Origin of the sequence: Citrobacter sp. B72 (assembly GCF_016894305.1) — a bacterium.
Classification (GTDB): domain Bacteria; phylum Pseudomonadota; class Gammaproteobacteria; order Enterobacterales; family Enterobacteriaceae; genus Citrobacter; species Citrobacter portucalensis.
In genome coordinates this window covers 3,096,532-3,113,582 of record NZ_CP069801.1, presented here as the reverse complement: position 1 = coordinate 3,113,582, position 17,051 = coordinate 3,096,532, and the positions used below count along the sequence as shown (strand labels likewise).

Here is a 17,051-nt window from a genome sequence, read left to right as displayed (position 1 = left end):
TTTAAGACGCAAGAATCCGCTAGCAGAGATAAAAAAACAGGACCGAAGTCCTGTTTTTTAGGCATTTAACAAAGAGGTCTGCTATTAGAACTGGTAAACGATACCGACTGCTACGGTGTCGTCAGAGTTCACGCCCAGTTTGTTATCAGAGTCGATCTGGTTGATCTGGTAGTCAACATAGGTGGACATGTTTTTGTTGAAGTAGTAGGTAGCGCCCACTTCAATGTAGTTCACCAGATCTTCGTTGCCTACACCTTCTACGTCTTTCGCTTTAGATTTGTTGTAGGAAATGGACGGGCGCAGACCGAAATCGAACTGGTACTGAGCGACAACAAAGAAATCTTGCGTTTTGTTGGCGAAGCCGCTGGTGGTCACGCCATTCTGGGTAGTAGAGAGGCGGGTTGCGTTACGGGTTTCACCGTAGTTCGCTGCCAGGTAGATGTTGTTAGCATCATACTTCAGGCCGGTTGCCCACTGCTCAGCTTTTTTGCCGCCGTTAGCGTAGAAAGAGTTTTCCTGCGCATTGGTACGGTCAGCTGCACCGTAAGCACCAACGATACCGAAGCCATCCATTTCGTAGCTTACAGAACCGCCAACGCCGTCGCCGTTAGAACGACCGGTATTGCCATCACGCTCGTTTTTACCCAGATACTGGATACCGAAGTTCAGGCCGTCAACCAGACCGAAGAAGTTAGAGTTACGGTAGGTCGCAACACCACCCACACGGCCAACGAAGAAGTTGTCGCTGTACGCGGTATCACCACCAAATTCTGGCAGCATATCGGTGTAACCCAGGGCATCGTAAACGATACCGTAGTTACGACCGTAGTCGAAAGAGCCCAGATCGGCATATTTCAGACCGGCAAATGCCAGACGGGTTTTGTTGCCGTTCTGAGCGTCACTGCCGCCTTCAGAGTTATTACCGGCAAAGTTGTATTCCCACTGACCGTAACCGGACAGATCGGAATTAATCTGAGTTTCCCCTTTGAAACCAAGACGGGCATAAGTCTGATCGCCATCGTTGCCAGCGTTATCAGAAAAATAGTGCAGACCTACGGTTTTACCGTATACATCCAGCTTGTTGCCATCTTTGTTATAAACTTCTGCAGCGTTAGCTGCCCCGGCTACCAGCAGAGCAGGGATAACCACTGCCAGAATATTGCGCTTCATCATTATTTATTACCCTCATCGGTTTTTATATGACACCTGCCACTGCCGCCAATAAATTCCGTCAATCAAAATTTACGGAACTATTGATGAGAGTTTGGTGTCTTTATGTGTCTGACAGGCATCTTTCCATTCAAACTACCGTTTCGCTACCGTCAAAGTGCTACAAATATAAAGATTTGGTTTCAAAAAGAAAAAATGTGTAACAAATTGTTATTTTTGTGCGACTTTGTGAACAGCGTCAAACTTCGGATGCCCCTGCGCTTAAAATTCTCGTTTTTATTTCTATTTATATGATTTTCTTATGTTTAATTTTGATAAGGTCATTTTTTCTCCGTTATGCCGGAAAGTTCGGATTTTACAGGTAACGATTTTTGGACGTCTGGAGTGCCGTGCGAGAGGCTAAAAAATGTACTATTTAATCAGAAAATGCTAATCCACAATAAAATTGCTGATTATTTTTTGTGCAAATGTATTGCGATGAAATATTACGTAACAGGTGGAGGGGATTGAAAGGTTGTGTTTAACGTGAGATGGGTATCCAGATAACACGAAAAGGGTATAAAAAAGGCCAGCAATGCTGGCCTTTGAAACAATAACGCACGTTTAGAAGGTGGCGTTACGTGGAGTACGCGGGAACGGAATAACGTCACGGACGTTCTGTACGCCGGTGACGTAAGCGATCAAACGCTCAAAGCCCAAACCGAAACCGGAATGCGGAACGGTACCGTAGCGACGCAGGTCGCGATACCACCAGTAATCTTCTTTGTTCAGACCCATTTCCAGCATACGGGCATCCAGCACGTCCAGACGCTCTTCACGCTGAGAACCACCGATGATTTCACCGATTCCCGGAGCCAGAACGTCCATTGCTGCGACGGTCTTACCGTCTTCGTTAAGGCGCATATAAAACGCTTTGATATCTTTCGGGTAGTTTTTCACCACCACCGGCGCTTTAAAGTGCTCTTCAGCAAGATAACGTTCATGCTCGGAAGACAGATCCACACCCCAGTACACCGGGTTTTCGAACTGTTTGCCGCATTTTTCCAGAATGCTTACCGCGTCGGTGTAGTCCACCTGCGCGAAGTCGGCGTCAATGAAACGTTCCAGGCGTGAAATCGCATCTTTGTCGACACGTTCAGCGAAGAATTTCATATCATCCGCACGCTCTGCCAGTACGGCTTTAAACGCGTACTTCAGCATCGCTTCAGCCAGGCCTGCAACATCATTCAGGTCAGCAAAAGCCACTTCAGGTTCCAGCATCCAGAACTCTGCCAGGTGACGACTGGTGTTAGAGTTTTCTGCACGGAACGTCGGGCCAAAAGTATAAATTTTGGACAGGGCGCAGGCGTAGGTTTCACCGTTCAGCTGACCGGAAACGGTCAGGAAGGCTTCTTTACCAAAGAAGTCTTTATCGAAATCGACTTTACCCTGATCGTTACGCGGCAGGTTTTCCAGATCCAGCGTAGAAACACGGAACATTTCACCGGCACCTTCCGTATCGGAAGCGGTGATCAACGGAGTCGATACCCAAAAGAAACCCTGCTCGTGGAAGAAACGATGCAGAGCTTGCGCCAGCGTATGACGTACACGCGCTACCGCACCAATCATGTTGGTACGCGGACGCATGTGCGCCACTTCCCGCAGATACTCAATGCTGTGACGCTTGGCTGCCATTGGGTAAGTGTCAGGATCTTCAACCCAGCCCGTTACTTCAACCTCAGTGGCCTGAATTTCAAAGCTCTGTCCTTGTCCAGGAGATGCAACGACTTTACCCGTTACGATAACTGAACAACCCGTCGTCAGGCGCAGTACGTCCTGATTGTAATTGGGCAGAGAATTATTGATGACGGCCTGTACAGGATCAAAGCAGGAACCGTCATAAACGGCGAGGAAGGAGATGCCAGCTTTTGAATCTCGGCGGGTACGCACCCATCCGCGCACGGTGACTTCGCTGTCAACGGCTACGCGGCCCTGGAGTACGTCGGCTACAGGCACAACGCTCATAATATTCTCTCTGTTAATAGTCGGATATATAAACACATGTCCACCCGTAATGGGGGGATACCTATGTTACCTGGCATCTGCAATCAGACAAGCAGAATTCGTAGCTGGAGTGAAAGATTTCGGAAATAAACGCGAAAAAGGGAGCCAAAATGGCTCCCTGGAAGGCTTAACTGGCTTTTTTGATATGCGGGAGATCGAAGGCTTTGCGCAGTGCACGAACAAATGCTTTATCGTGGCAGATGGTTTTACCCGGGCTGTCAGATAACTTCGCCACCGGTTTGCCGTTACATTCCACCAGCTTGATCACAATATTGAGTGGCTTAACCTGCGGAATGTCGCATGTTAGCCGTGTCCCAATACCAAAACTCAACTGTACGCGGGAAGAGAAGTGGCGGTAGAGTTCAATCGCTTTTTTCAGATCGAGATTATCTGAGAAGACCAGCGTTTTGCTTAGCGGATCAATACCCAGTTTTTCATAATGGGCGATGGCTTTTTCACCCCATTCCACCGGATCGCCTGAGTCATGGCGTAGACCCTGATAGCGGGTAGCAAACTCAACGCCAAAGTCGCGTAAAAATGCGTCCATGGTAATGCAATCGGTCAATGCAATGCCGAGTTGATCAGGGTATTCATTTAACCAGGCTGCCAGGGCTACGCGCTGGCTGGTGGCAAGTTCTGGACTGATTTGCTGATGAGCCTGGAACCACTCATGCGCCTGCGTACCCATTGGGGTTAATGACAGGCGGCGGGCCAGATCGTAGTTACTGGTGCCGACAAACCAGGGCTCTTGCTGCAGGCGTTTAACGATAGCCTGCTGTACTTCGCGCGAAAAACGACGACGCGTACCGAAATCCATCAAATGGAAGCGGGACATATCGACATCTTTCGTTAAAGCAGAGAATTCTACTAGTTTGCTTTCCAGCTCATCGAGTGCCTGCGGGACGCCTGATTCAGGTGAACGGTAACGGTGTACCAGTTCGCTAATCACCGCTAACAGCGGGACTTCCCACATGATCACTTCACGCCACGGACCGGTTAAGCGGATGTTTAGCTTGCCGTTATCATTGGTGACGCAAACCTGTTCCGGGTTATAGCGGAAATCACGTAACCAGGTGAGGTAATCAGCTTTAAAGAAAGGCAGGCCGGAGAGCCACTGGTACTCATCCTCCTGCAGTCGCAGGTGCTGCATAGCATTCACCTGCTCACGAATAGAATCGGCATAAATACCGAGCAGGTCATCGCCACGGCAACGAAATTCAGCCGCTACTTGTACATCATAGTAGTGGTGAAAAACGGCTTGCTGCATATGCAACTTATAAGCGTCTGTATCCAGCAGCGAGTGCAGAACAGGAGAAGCGAATTGTGTCATAGGTGCGCAGTAGCATCCTCTCACGGGAGCGTTTAGTACAATAAACAACTAAGAAAACCGCTGGAGTATACCCTGTTTAGCGATTTATTGAACCCCGATCACACCATAAGCTCTCTTTCTGGTCGAGGGCAATTCGTGCCACGTGTTATGAAAATGTAGCAAAAAGGGTGTTTGTGCCTGAAAAGATGAACATTCTGCGTAGCGCGATTTACGCAACAGGAATAGACTGAAGCCGAGACTCTATTAAAGATGCTAAAGGTTTTTTTATGACACAACAGCCACAAGCCAAATACCGTCACGACTATCGTGCGCCGGATTACCAGATTACTGATATTGACTTGACCTTTGACCTGGATGCTGAAAAAACCGTGGTCACCGCAGTGAGCCAGGCTGTCCGTCATGGCGCGTCTGATGTGCCCCTGCGCCTGAATGGCGAAGATCTGACCCTGGTGTCGATCCACGTGAACGACGAGCCGTGGACAGAGTATAAAGAAGAAGAGGGCACTCTGGTCATTAGTCAGTTGCCGGAGCGTTTTACGCTGCGTATCGTGAATGAAATTAGCCCAGCGGCCAATACTGCGCTGGAAGGGCTGTACCAGTCTGGCGAAGCGCTGTGCACCCAGTGTGAAGCAGAAGGGTTCCGCCATATTACCTGGTATCTCGACAGACCCGATGTTCTGGCGCGTTTTACCACCAAAATTATCGCCGATAAAACCCAATATCCGTTCCTGCTCTCCAACGGTAACCGTGTGGCGCAGGGCGAACTGGAAAATGGTCGTCACTGGGTACAGTGGCAGGACCCGTTCCCGAAACCGTGCTATCTGTTTGCGTTGGTAGCCGGTGATTTCGACGTTCTGCGCGATACCTTTACCACCCGTTCCGGGCGTGAGGTGGCGCTGGAACTGTACGTCGATCGCGGCAACCTTGACCGCGCGCCGTGGGCGATGACCTCGCTGAAAAACTCCATGAAATGGGATGAAGAGCGCTTTGGCCTCGAGTATGACCTCGACATCTATATGATTGTCGCCGTGGATTTCTTCAACATGGGCGCGATGGAGAATAAAGGTCTGAACGTCTTTAACTCCAAATATGTGCTGGCACGTACCGATACCGCCACCGACAAAGACTACCTCGATATTGAGCGCGTTATCGGTCATGAGTATTTTCACAACTGGACCGGCAACCGTGTGACCTGCCGTGACTGGTTCCAGTTGAGCCTGAAAGAAGGCTTAACTGTGTTCCGCGATCAAGAGTTCAGTTCCGATCTCGGCTCACGCGCGGTAAACCGCATCAGCAATGTGCGCACCATGCGTGGTCTGCAGTTTGCTGAAGATGCCAGCCCGATGGCGCATCCTATCCGCCCGGATATGGTCATTGAAATGAACAACTTCTATACCCTGACCGTGTACGAAAAGGGCGCTGAAGTCATTCGTATGATCCACACCCTGCTCGGTGAGGCTAACTTCCAGAAAGGGATGCAACTGTACTTTGAGCGTCATGACGGAAGTGCTGCAACTTGTGATGATTTCGTGCAGGCGATGGAAGATGCTTCTAACGTTGATCTCTCCCATTTCCGCCGCTGGTACAGTCAGTCCGGTACGCCGATTCTGACCGTGCGTGATGACTACAATCCGTCAACTGAGCAGTACACGCTGACGATCAGCCAGCGCACGCCGGCCACGCCGGATCAGGCCGAAAAACAGCCGCTGCATATTCCTTTCGCCCTCGAGTTGTATGACAACGAAGGGAAAGTGATCCCGCTACAAAAAGGCGGGCACCCGGTGAATTCTGTACTCAACGTCACCCAGGCAGAGCAGACGTTTGTCTTTGATAACGTCTACTTCCAGCCGGTTCCGGCGCTGCTGTGCGAATTCTCCGCGCCGGTAAAACTGGAATACAAATGGAGCGATCAGCAGCTGACCTTCCTGATGCGTCATGCGCGTAACGATTTCTCTCGTTGGGACGCGGCGCAAAGCCTGCTGGCGACCTATATTAAGCTTAACGTTGCCCGTCATCAGCAGGGACAACCGCTGTCGCTGCCGGTACACGTGGCTGATGCATTCCGCGCAATTTTACTGGATGAGAAAATCGATCCGGCGCTGGCAGCAGAGATCCTGACGCTGCCTTCAGTAAATGAAATAGCCGAACTGTTCGACATCATCGATCCGGTGGCGATAACCGAAGTACGCGAAGCGTTAACCCGCACGCTGGCGGCCGAGCTGGCAGATGAATTCCTCGCCATCTATAACGCTAATCATCTTGATGAGTACCGCGTTGAGCATGCCGATATTGGCAAGCGTACGCTGCGTAACGCCTGCCTGCGTTTCCTGGCCTTTGGCGAAACCCATCTGGCTGACACGTTGGTAAGCAAGCAGTATCGTGAAGCGAACAATATGACCGATGCGCTGGCGGCGCTATCCGCGGCAGTGGCGGCGCAGCTGCCTTGTCGCGACGCGCTAATGCAGGAGTATGACGATAAGTGGCACCATGACGGTTTGGTGATGGACAAATGGTTTATCCTGCAATCCACCAGCCCGGCGAAAAACGTGCTGGAAACGGTACGCGGCCTGCTGAAGCATCGCTCTTTCAGTATGAGTAACCCGAACCGAATTCGTTCGCTGATCGGTGCCTTTGCGGGTAGCAACCCGGCGGCATTCCATGCGGAAGATGGTAGTGGATATCAGTTCCTGGTCGACATGTTGACTGAGCTTAATAGCCGTAACCCGCAGGTGGCGTCACGTCTGATTGAGCCGCTAATTCGCTTAAAACGTTACGATGCAAAACGTCAGGCGAAAATGCGTGCGGCGCTGGAACAGCTGAAAGGTCTGGAAAATCTTTCCGGCGACCTGTTCGAGAAGATTGACAAAGCGTTAGCCTGAAACGTTGACCTGTAGTTTAGTAGGCCGGATAAGGCGGTAACGCCGCCATCCGGCAAAAGGCCCGGTAAGCGCTACCGGGCCTGGTTTTCTGAGCGGTTATCCATGTCGAAGGATCGGTTGTTCCGTCTCGCCGCGTTTCATAACCCGGTTCAACACTTCCGCTTCCAGATCGGCTAACCGTACCGATCCCAAACGGCGGGGGCGCTGAATATCCACCGTAAGATCCAGTCCGATTTTTCCGTCCTCAATCAGCAACACGCGATCGGCCATTGCCACCGCTTCACTGACGTCATGAGTGACCAGCAGTACGGTAAAGCCGTGCTCTTGCCATAAAGAGACGATCAGATCCTGCATTTCAAGGCGGGTTAGGGCATCCAGAGCGCCGAGGGGTTCATCCAGCAGCAGCAAACCGGGGCGATGAATTAATGCCCGTGCCAGGGCGACACGCTGTTTTTGTCCACCGGACAGCGCAGCCGGCCATTCGTGAGCACGACTCTCCAGCCCAACGGCGGCCAGCGCATCTCGGGCCGCATCGCGCCACTGACCTTTCAGACCCAGGCCCACATTATCGATAACCGTCTTCCATGGCAGCAGACGCGCATCCTGGAACATCATACGTGTATCATCCTGAATTTCCGCCAGTGGGGTGGTTCCGGCAAGTAATGCGCCTGAGGTGGGCGATTCCAGCCCTGCCAGCAGACGCAGCAATGTACTTTTACCACCGCCGCTGCGGCCAACCACGGCAACAAACTGTCCGGCCGGAATATGCAAATCTAATTGATTGAGCACTGTATTGGCGGCGTATTGTTTTGTCACGGCGCTCAGCAACAGCGGTGTACCCTGATTCAGGCGAGCGGTATTCATATGGTAGCCTCCTTTACATGATAAGCCGGGTGCCAGCGTAGCCAGACTCGCTCCAGCAATTGGGCGCTGATGTCGGCAAGTTTGCCGAGCAGGGCGTAGAGAATAATGGCCACCACGACCACATCGGTTTGCAGAAATTCGCGGGCGTTCATCGCCAGATAACCAATACCAGCATTGGCAGAAATGGTTTCCGCCACAATCAGCGTCAGCCACATCAGCCCGAGAGCAAAACGCACGCCGACCATAATCGAGGGCAGGGCGCCGGGGAGGATCACATGAACAAACAGTGAAAAGCCGGATAATCCATAGCTGCGCGCCATTTCTACCAGCCCACGATCGATACTACGGATCCCATGCCAGGTGTTGATGTAAATTGGGAACAGTGTTCCCAACGCCACGAGAAAGATCTTGGCGGATTCATCAATGCCGAACCACAAAATCACCAGCGGGATCAGCGCCAGATGCGGTACGTTACGCAGCATCTGCACCGAGGTATCCAGCAGGCGTTCTCCCCAACGCGAAAGACCGCTGATAAGTCCCAGTGTCAGGCCAATCGATCCACCGATGGAGAATCCGATCAACGCGCGCCAGGAACTGATGGCCAGATGCTGCCAAAGCTCGCCACTGGCGGAAAGCGTCCAGAAAGCTTCGATAACACCTTCCGGAGAGGGCAGAATGCGAGTGGACAGCCAGCCCATTGAAGATGCGAACTGCCAGAGCGCCACCAAACCTACCGGTAAAAACCAGGGCGCGAGGCGCAATAACCACCTGTTTTTCGGCGTTGCCATTAGCCGCTCCTTAGCTTTGCGCGACTTTGCGCGGGATAAATTCGTTTGCCACCGCTTCGCCTTGTTGGTGCAGACGCTGTGGCTGCGGAATTTCTGGTATAGCAACATCCAGATGCGGGAACAGCAGCTCGCCAACCTTGTATGCCTCTTCCAGATGTGGGTATCCGGACAACACAAAGCTGTCGATTCCCAGCGCGGCATACTCATTGATACGCGCCGCGACAGTCGGACCATCTCCGACCAGCGCGGTACCCGCACCACCGCGTACCAGTCCAACGCCTGCCCACAGGTTCGGACTAATTTCCAGTTTGTCGCGTTTACCATTGTGCAGTGCAGCCATTCGCTGCTGACCAACCGAATCCGTTCTTGAGAAGGCGGCCTGGGCTTTGGCAATGGTGTCGTCATCAAGGTGGGCTATCAGACGATCCGCTGCCTGCCACGCCTCGTGGGTTGTCTCCCGTACGATCACATGCAGACGAATACCAAAGCGGATCTTGCGCCCGAGCGCCGCTGCTTTGGCCCGCACCTGTTCAATCTTAGCTTTCACCTGTTCCGGCGGCTCGCCCCAGGTCAGATAGAGATCAACCTGCTCGGCAGCAAGGTCTTGTGCGACATCAGACGAGCCGCCGAAATAAAGCGGTGGCCGGGGTTGTTGTACGGGAGGGAAAAGCAGCTTCGCGCCGCGGACATGAATATGTTTGCCGTTGAAATCCACCGTTTCACCTTGCAGCAAGCGCCGCCAGACCTGAGTAAATTCAGCAGAGGCTTCATATCGTTCTGTGTGATCGAGGAACACGCCGTCACCTGCCAGCTCCTGCGGATCGCTGCCGGTCACCAGGTTAAATAACGCCCGGCCATTTGAGAGTCTGTCGAGCGTCGCAGCCTGACGTGCCGCAACCGTGGGCGAGGTGACGCTTGGGCGCAGCGCGACCAGAAACTTTAATCTCTGGGTGACCGGGATCATCGAAGCGGCGACCAGCCAGGCATCTTCGCAAGAGCGACCGGTTGGGATCAGGACGCCGGTAAATCCAAGACGATCGGCCGTTTGTGCGATTTGTTGCAGATAACTGTGATCGACCGGGCGCGAACCTTCTTCCGTTCCAAGATAATGACCGTCACCGTGGGTGGGTAAAAACCAGAACATATTCAGACTCATAATTTTTCTCCTGCCTGCTGAGTGGGTTGCCAGATACGCTGGCGAATATCGATTTTTTTCGGCACCAAACGGTTGTCATAAAACAGATCGGCGGTTTGTTGTTGCAGGGCAGCAACAGAGGCGTTGACTGGCACAATGGTGGTTGGCGGACGGTGATCCAGATAAGACGCAATCACCGGTTCGGGCAGCCCCATGGTTTTGGCCAGCAGGGTAATGCTTTGCTGGCGCTGGTTGAGCGTTAACGCATCGGCCTGGCTAAAGGTATCCAGTACACCAAGTACAAAAGCGCCATTTTTCTCGGCATAAGGACGGGCGGCGAGATAAAACGAACCGGTTTGCTTGAGGTCTGAGCCATCCTTCAGTACGCGTACATCACCTTGCAGTAACGCGGCGGAATAATAGGGATCCCAGATAGCCCACGCATCCACGTTTCCTTGCTGAAAGGCCGCTCGCGCATCGGCGGGAGTCAGATACGTTGGTTGAATATCGGTAAATTTCAGTCCGGCCTGTTGCAGCGCCCGGAGCAGTAAATTGTGGGCGCTGGAGCCTTTCTGGAAGGCGACTTTATGTCCTTTAAGCTGCGCGACGCTCTGGATCGGGCTATTTTTTGGCACCAGAATCACTTCGGCTTTCGGTTTGGGCGGCTCGACGCCCACGTAAACCAGATCGGCCCCGGCTGCCTGGGCGAAAATCGGCGGAATGTCACCGGTACTGCCGAGATCGATACTGCCGATATTGAGTGCTTCCAGCATTTGCGGTCCAGCCGGGAATTCGACCCACGAGATTTTAGTCTGCGGATAGCGTTTCTCGAGTAGCTGATGGCTTTTGGCCAGCACCATACTGACGCTTCCTTTCTGGTAACCAATACGCAGAGCATCGGGGGCCGATTCTGCGGCATGCCCCAGCGTTGACAGCGACAACAACCCGGTTAGTGCCAGCCATGACGTGTGACGCCTGAGAAAATCAAGCATGAGCGGCACCTCGCAGGGGGTTCAGTTGAGGAAGTTGGACATCGCGACGATGCAACGCCAGCCAGAAGGTATCGAGCGCACTGTCCAGACGCTGCTGAAGGTTGGGCGTAAACTGAGGTTTATGCTGATAATCAATCACCTGTGAATCATCGGCAAACACACCGTGCAGGATCTCCTGGGCCTTTAATGCGCTCAGTACCGGTTTCAGCGTGTAATCGACGGCAAGTAAATGCGCCACGCTGCCGCCGGTCGCCAACGGCAAAACCACTTTCCCTTCCAGCGCCCGCTCGGGGAGTAGGTCGAGCAGGGTTTTCAGGGCGCCAGAGTAAGCGGCTTTATAGACTGGTGTTGCGACAATCAGCCCGTCTGCATCCTGCAATTGTTCGATAAATGTGTTCAGCGCCGGACTGTCGAAACGAGCATAGATTAGGTCTTCCGGGGCAAAATTGTGCAGGTTCCAGTGAAAGATTTCGACATCCTGACCGTGAAGTTTTTCTCGGGCATATTCCAGTAACGCACTGGATCGAGAGGGAAAGCGAGGGCTCCCCGCCAGAGTGATGACGCGCATAATTTCATTCTCCCCTTATAACTAATTGTTTGCTTTTGGTTAACATTGATAACAATTTGAGCAGTCTGGCAGAGAGATTTTGTTTATCGAAATGATTTATACGGCATAGAAAAGTTGGAAATTGAATAAAAAGGCAGAGGCGAGGAAAACGATTGCTATTTATTGCCGCAGGTCAATTCCCTTTTTGCTCGCGATCGCACATAATACGCCCCCGGTTTGCACACCGGGAATCCAGGAGAGTTCATGTACTACCCCTTCGTTCGTAAAGCCCTTTTTCAGCTCGATCCAGAGCGCGCTCATGAATTGACATTCCAGCAATTACGTCGCATTACCGGCACACCGCTTGAAGCGCTTGTACGCCAGAAAGTACCGGCAAAACCGGTTACCTGTATGGGGTTGACGTTTAAAAATCCGCTCGGGCTTGCTGCCGGACTGGATAAAGACGGGGAGTGCATTGATGCGCTCGGCGCGATGGGATTTGGTTCCATTGAGATTGGTACCGTGACGCCACGCCCTCAGCCGGGTAACGATAAACCGCGTCTATTCCGTCTGGTCGATGCAGAAGGTTTGATCAACCGCATGGGGTTTAATAACCACGGGGTTGATAACCTGGTTGAGAACGTTAAAAAATCGCATTTCGACGGTATTCTGGGGATTAATATTGGTAAGAACAAAGATACCCCAGTAGAGAACGGCAAAGATGACTATCTGATTTGTATGGAAAAAGTCTATGCTTATGCTGGTTATATCGCGATTAATATCTCTTCGCCGAATACGCCGGGATTACGTACGCTACAATACGGCGAGGCGCTGGACGATCTCCTGACGGCAATTAAAAATAAGCAAAACGATCTGCAGGCGATCCACCATAAATATGTTCCGGTGGCGGTAAAGATCGCGCCGGATCTTTCTGTGGAAGAACTGATCCAGGTCGCCGATAGTTTAGTTCGTCATAATATTGATGGCGTAATTGCGACTAACACCACCCTCGATCGTTCTCTTGTTCAGGGAATGAAAAATTGCGATCAAATGGGTGGTCTGAGCGGTCGACCGTTGCAATTAAAAAGTACAGAAATTATTCGCCAGTTGTCTCAGGAATTAAAAGGTCAGCTGCCGATTATTGGTGTTGGTGGTATCGACTCGGTGATTGCTGCACGTGAGAAAATAGCTGCTGGTGCAACCCTCGTACAGATTTATTCGGGCTTTATTTTTAAAGGTCCGCCGTTGATAAAAGAAATCGTCAGCAATATCTGAATGCTACCTTAATCACAAACCAGGGCTTTATTTCTAGCCCTGGTTGTTTTATATTCCTTTACTGTTGCTTATTTAAACATTCTGAGCTTTTATTATTAGGGCAATAAACGAAGCGGCAAAAGGATACTGTCGTAACGGTGATGATTAAGGAAAGGAGAGAAACTGATGCGAATTAAACCCGACGATAACTGGCGCTGGTATTATGATGAAGAGCACGATCGTATGATGCTCGATTTAGCCAATGGCATGTTATTCCGTTCGCGTTTTGCTCGTAAAATGCTCACTCCTGATGCATTTTCTCCGTCAGGTTTTTGTGTTGATGACGCCGCGCTTTATTTTTCCTTTGAAGAAAAATGTCGCTACCTGGATTTAGCCAAAGAACAAAAAGCGGAACTGGTGCTTAATGCGCTGGTGGCGATTCGTTATCTCAAACCGCAAATGCCAAAAAGCTGGCACTTTGTCGCACACGGTATTAACTGGTCGCCGGTCGTGGGTGACGCAGCCTGTGTTGATTTAAGCGATACCGATGAACAGGTAAACCTGTTAGTGGTTGAGCCGGGTGAAAACGCCGCGCTTTGCCTGCTTGCGCAACCTGGCGTGGTTATCGCCGGGCGTACGATGCAGCTTGGCGATGCGATTAAAATAATGAATGACAGACTGAAACCGCAGGCCGTTGTTGACAGTTTCAGCCTTGAGCAGGCGGTTTAGCTCTCCAGCCTGATTGCCGTTTTGGGAACACAGCTGCAGCAAAGAATTGTTCCGTCGTCCCCCATCGCTGATTTCTTCAACGGGCTAACTTCGCCTTCTACCAGTCGAATTCGACAGCATCCGCAAATGCCTGCCCGGCATGAATAGGGAACCCGGATACCCTGGTTTTCCAACTGCTCAAGCAATACCTGTTGATTATTTCCGCGAAAGGTCTGTCCCTGCCAGTCAATAAGCACCGTGGCATCAGGTTGTTGTTCGGGTGTAGTTTCGTCTGATTCAGCCGCGCCGTACGCTCTGGCGGGGCCGGTTGCCAAAATTTCTACCTCATCGCCGACGCGAATAACGCCACTGTTACGCGCGATAAGATTCTGACCGAAATCGACATCGCCGTTATCTATCGCAGTACGGAAGGTTTGCAATGTGGCAAGCGGTTCACCGGATGGATGTTTCTGGCCTTTTTCCGGGCTAACTGTCGTGAAAATACAGCGGCTACAGGGTTTTGCTACATCAAAAATGACGTCGCCAATACGAATCACTTTCCAGGTATCTTCTTCCCAGGCACCAGCTCCCGAAACCACTATATTGGGGCGAAACTGTTCCATTTTGACGCTTGCCGGACAGCGCTGTTGCAGATCGCGCAGGGATGCTTCGTTGGCCAGCAGATAGGGATAACCATCAGCGAAGGATAAAGGAACATCAACATGGCGTTTTACACGGCGCGTCAGCTGCGGGCCGACCCAGCGTAACTGCACGCCACGGGAGAAAAAGCCGCTAAGCCACTGGTTGATAGCCGCTGGTGCAATACGCGCGGTAAAATGATTTCCCCATACTTCTGTTGGTGCATCCTGGAGAGCGAAGTCGGCAAATCGCACGAGGGCGCTGCTGCCATCTGGCGCTGTAAGATGCAGCCCATCGTGGAATGGGGAAGGCGTAAAACGGACCATTTGTGGGAACTGGCGGGCAGTTATGAACGTTCCGTCAGGTTCAGTGATCATAAATATGCGATCAAAGGCGAGACCGCTAATATCTGCCAGGGCATGCGTAAGCCCAATGCCGCGCATTGATTTAACCGGATGAATAAAAAGTCGGGTTAACGTGACCACTGTACAGCCCCTCGAATGAAAATAAGCCTTCAACTTTATGACATACAGCCCATATTAGCTATAATGCGCAGCAATTTTCTTGGAGTAAAAGTGACATTATGAATTCTCTGTTTGCCAGTACGGCCCGCGGGCTGGAAGAGCTGTTAAAAACTGAACTGGAAAACCTCGGCGCGCTGGAGTGTCAGGTCGTTCAGGGTGGGGTCCATTTTAAGGGCGACACGCGGCTTGTTTACCAGAGCCTGATGTGGAGCCGCCTGGCCTCGCGCATTATCCTGCCGATGGGAGAGTGCAAGGTCTACAGCGATCTTGATCTGTACCTCGGCGTTCAGGCAATCGACTGGACAGAGATATTTAACCCTGGTGCTACGTTTGCCGTCCATTTTAGCGGACTGAACGAGACCATTCGTAACAGCCAGTACGGCGCGCTGAAGGTCAAGGATGCAATTGTCGATGCCTTTACCCGCAAAAATATGCCGCGTCCGAATGTGGATCGTGAATCCCCGGATCTGCGCATCAACGTCTGGTTGAACAAAGATACTGCCAGCATTGCGCTCGATCTGAGCGGTGACGGTTTGCATCAGCGTGGCTATCGCGATCGCGCGGGTCAGGCACCGATTAAAGAGACGCTGGCCGCCGCTATTGTTATGCGTTCTGGCTGGCAGCCGGGAACCCCGTTACTCGATCCGATGTGTGGTTCCGGCACGCTGCTGATTGAAGCGGCAATGTGGGCGACCGATCGCGCGCCGGGTCTGCACCGTGGATACTGGGGCTTCAGCGGTTGGGCGCAACACGACGAAGCCGTCTGGCAAGAAGTGAAAGCCGAAGCGCAGGTGCGTGCGCGTAAGGGACTGGCTGACTATACCTCGCATTTTTATGGATCCGATAGCGATGCGCGCGTGATTGAAAAAGCGCGTAGTAATGCTCGCCGCGCCGGTATCGCCGATCTGATGACGTTTGACGTGAAAGATGTCGCCAAACTGAGCAATCCGCTGCCGAAAGGACCGTATGGGACAGTTATCAGTAACCCGCCTTACGGCGAACGTCTGGATAGCGAACCGGCGCTGATTGCCCTGCACAGCCTGCTGGGCCGTACGATGAAAAACCAGTTTGGTGGCTGGAATTTGTCGCTGTTCAGCGCCTCGCCGGATCTGCTCAGCAGCCTGCAATTACGTGCCGACAAGCAGTTCAAAGCGAAAAACGGCCCGCTGGATTGTGTGCAGAAGAATTATCACGTTGCAGAGACCACTGCGGACAGCAAGCCTGCCACGGTAGCGGAAGATTATGCCAACCGCCTGCGCAAGAATATTAAGAAGCTGGAAAAATGGGCGCGTCAGGAAGGCATTGAATGCTATCGCCTGTATGACGCTGACCTGCCGGAATACAACGTTGCAGTAGATCGTTACGGTGATTGGGTCGTGGTTCAGGAATACGCACCGCCGAAGACGGTCGATGTGCAAAAAGCACGTCAACGCTTGTTCGACATCATTGCCGCCACGCTGTCAGTATTGGAAATCGCGCCAAACAAACTGGTGCTGAAAACCCGTGAGCGTCAGAAAGGCAAGAATCAGTATCAGAAGATGAATGAGAAGGGTGAATTCATTGAGGTAAGCGAGTACAACGCGCGCCTGTGGGTTAACCTGACTGACTACCTTGATACGGGTTTATTCCTCGATCACCGTATTGCGCGCCGTATGTTGGGGCAGATGAGTAAAGGTAAGGACTTCCTCAACCTGTTTTCCTACACCGGTAGCGCCAGCGTACATGCAGGATTGGGCGGCGCGCGTAGCACCACGACGGTCGATATGTCGCGTACCTATCTGGAATGGGCGGAACGTAACCTGCGTCTGAACGGCCTGAGCGGTCGCGCTCACCGTTTAATTCAGGCCGATTGCCTGGGCTGGCTGCGTGATGCGAATGAACAGTTTGATCTGATTTTCATCGATCCGCCGACGTTCTCTAACTCAAAACGTATGGAAGATTCGTTTGATGTGCAGCGCGATCATCTGGCGCTGATGAAAGATCTGAAACGTCTGCTGCGTAAAGACGGCACGATCATGTTCTCCAACAACAAACGTGGGTTCCGTATGGATCTCGACGGTTTGGCTGAACTGGGATTGAAAGCACAAGAAATTACCCAAAAAACGCTTTCCCAGGATTTTGCCCGTAACCGTCAGATCCACAATTGCTGGCTGATTACCGCAGCCTGAAAGGATAAAT

At 51.9% G+C, this 17,051-nt stretch carries 13 protein-coding genes; 4 read left to right on the top strand and 9 right to left on the bottom strand.

From position 1 onward, the window contains the following. Positions 1-84: 84 nt before the first annotated feature. From ompF to pncB, 3 genes are all read right to left on the bottom strand, one after another. On the bottom strand, positions 85-1,173 hold the full coding sequence (ompF, locus tag JQN59_RS14925) for a porin OmpF (protein ID WP_048214563.1): 1,089 nt from the start codon (positions 1,171-1,173) through the stop codon (positions 85-87). Between the two features lie 600 nt (positions 1,174-1,773). Next, a complete protein-coding gene (gene asnS, locus JQN59_RS14920) occupies positions 1,774-3,174 on the bottom strand; it encodes an asparagine--tRNA ligase (RefSeq protein WP_020996514.1) in 1,401 nt (466 codons plus the stop codon). Between the two features lie 166 nt (positions 3,175-3,340). Beyond that, positions 3,341-4,543: a nicotinate phosphoribosyltransferase gene (gene pncB, locus JQN59_RS14915; protein ID WP_003836860.1), complete on the bottom strand. Its 1,203-nt coding sequence runs from the start codon at positions 4,541-4,543 to the stop codon at positions 3,341-3,343. A 266-nt stretch (positions 4,544-4,809) separates the two neighbouring features. Here pncB and pepN point away from each other — a divergent pair, with 266 nt between their 5' ends. Beyond that, positions 4,810-7,422, top strand: a complete 2,613-nt coding sequence (gene pepN / locus JQN59_RS14910) for an aminopeptidase N (protein WP_048214512.1) — start codon at positions 4,810-4,812, stop codon at positions 7,420-7,422. Positions 7,423-7,518: 96 nt separating this feature from the next. Here the strand turns inward: pepN and ssuB are convergent, their stop codons facing one another. Genes ssuB through ssuE form a run of 5 tightly spaced genes read right to left on the bottom strand, consistent with a single transcriptional unit; the run spans position 7,519 to position 11,769 of the window. Beyond that, the gene (gene ssuB / locus JQN59_RS14905; protein WP_032942896.1) at positions 7,519-8,286 is read right to left on the bottom strand and encodes an aliphatic sulfonates ABC transporter ATP-binding protein; all 768 of its coding nucleotides are present in this window, start codon (positions 8,284-8,286) and stop codon (positions 7,519-7,521) included. Further along, positions 8,283-9,074 (bottom strand): aliphatic sulfonate ABC transporter permease SsuC, encoded by a 792-nt coding sequence (gene ssuC / locus JQN59_RS14900; RefSeq protein WP_149607844.1) that lies wholly within the window; start codon positions 9,072-9,074, stop codon positions 8,283-8,285. Before ssuC ends, ssuB begins: the two co-directional genes overlap by 4 nt. A gap of 10 nt (positions 9,075-9,084) precedes the next feature. Then, positions 9,085-10,230: an FMNH2-dependent alkanesulfonate monooxygenase gene (gene ssuD, locus JQN59_RS14895; protein ID WP_149607843.1), complete on the bottom strand. Its 1,146-nt coding sequence runs from the start codon at positions 10,228-10,230 to the stop codon at positions 9,085-9,087. Beyond that, positions 10,227-11,201 (bottom strand): sulfonate ABC transporter substrate-binding protein, encoded by a 975-nt coding sequence (locus JQN59_RS14890; protein WP_032942899.1) that lies wholly within the window; start codon positions 11,199-11,201, stop codon positions 10,227-10,229. The genes ssuD and JQN59_RS14890 overlap by 4 nt, the downstream gene beginning before the upstream one ends. Further along, positions 11,194-11,769 carry an NADPH-dependent FMN reductase gene (gene ssuE / locus JQN59_RS14885; RefSeq protein ID WP_149607842.1) on the bottom strand — a complete coding sequence of 192 codons (576 nt, stop codon included), beginning with the start codon at positions 11,767-11,769 and terminating at the stop codon, positions 11,194-11,196. Before ssuE ends, JQN59_RS14890 begins: the two co-directional genes overlap by 8 nt. Before the next feature lie 243 nt (positions 11,770-12,012). Here ssuE and pyrD point away from each other — a divergent pair, with 243 nt between their 5' ends. Continuing rightward, positions 12,013-13,023 (top strand): quinone-dependent dihydroorotate dehydrogenase, encoded by a 1,011-nt coding sequence (gene pyrD / locus JQN59_RS14880; RefSeq protein WP_003831973.1) that lies wholly within the window; start codon positions 12,013-12,015, stop codon positions 13,021-13,023. A gap of 165 nt (positions 13,024-13,188) precedes the next feature. Beyond that, positions 13,189-13,731 carry a cell division protein ZapC gene (zapC, locus tag JQN59_RS14875; protein ID WP_003035852.1) on the top strand — a complete coding sequence of 181 codons (543 nt, stop codon included), beginning with the start codon at positions 13,189-13,191 and terminating at the stop codon, positions 13,729-13,731. Here zapC and JQN59_RS14870 read toward each other — a convergent pair. Then, entirely contained in the window at positions 13,728-14,834 is a 1,107-nt protein-coding gene (locus JQN59_RS14870; RefSeq protein ID WP_149607841.1) for a YcbX family protein, read from the bottom strand. The two genes, zapC and JQN59_RS14870, sit on opposite strands and share 4 nt — an antisense overlap. 98 nt (positions 14,835-14,932) lie before the next feature. On the opposite strand from JQN59_RS14870, the gene rlmKL reads away from it, so the two are divergent. Then, positions 14,933-17,041, top strand: coding sequence for a bifunctional 23S rRNA (guanine(2069)-N(7))-methyltransferase RlmK/23S rRNA (guanine(2445)-N(2))-methyltransferase RlmL (gene rlmKL / locus JQN59_RS14865; RefSeq protein ID WP_149607840.1), 2,109 nt, complete (start codon positions 14,933-14,935; stop codon positions 17,039-17,041). Positions 17,042-17,051 lie beyond the last annotated feature (10 nt).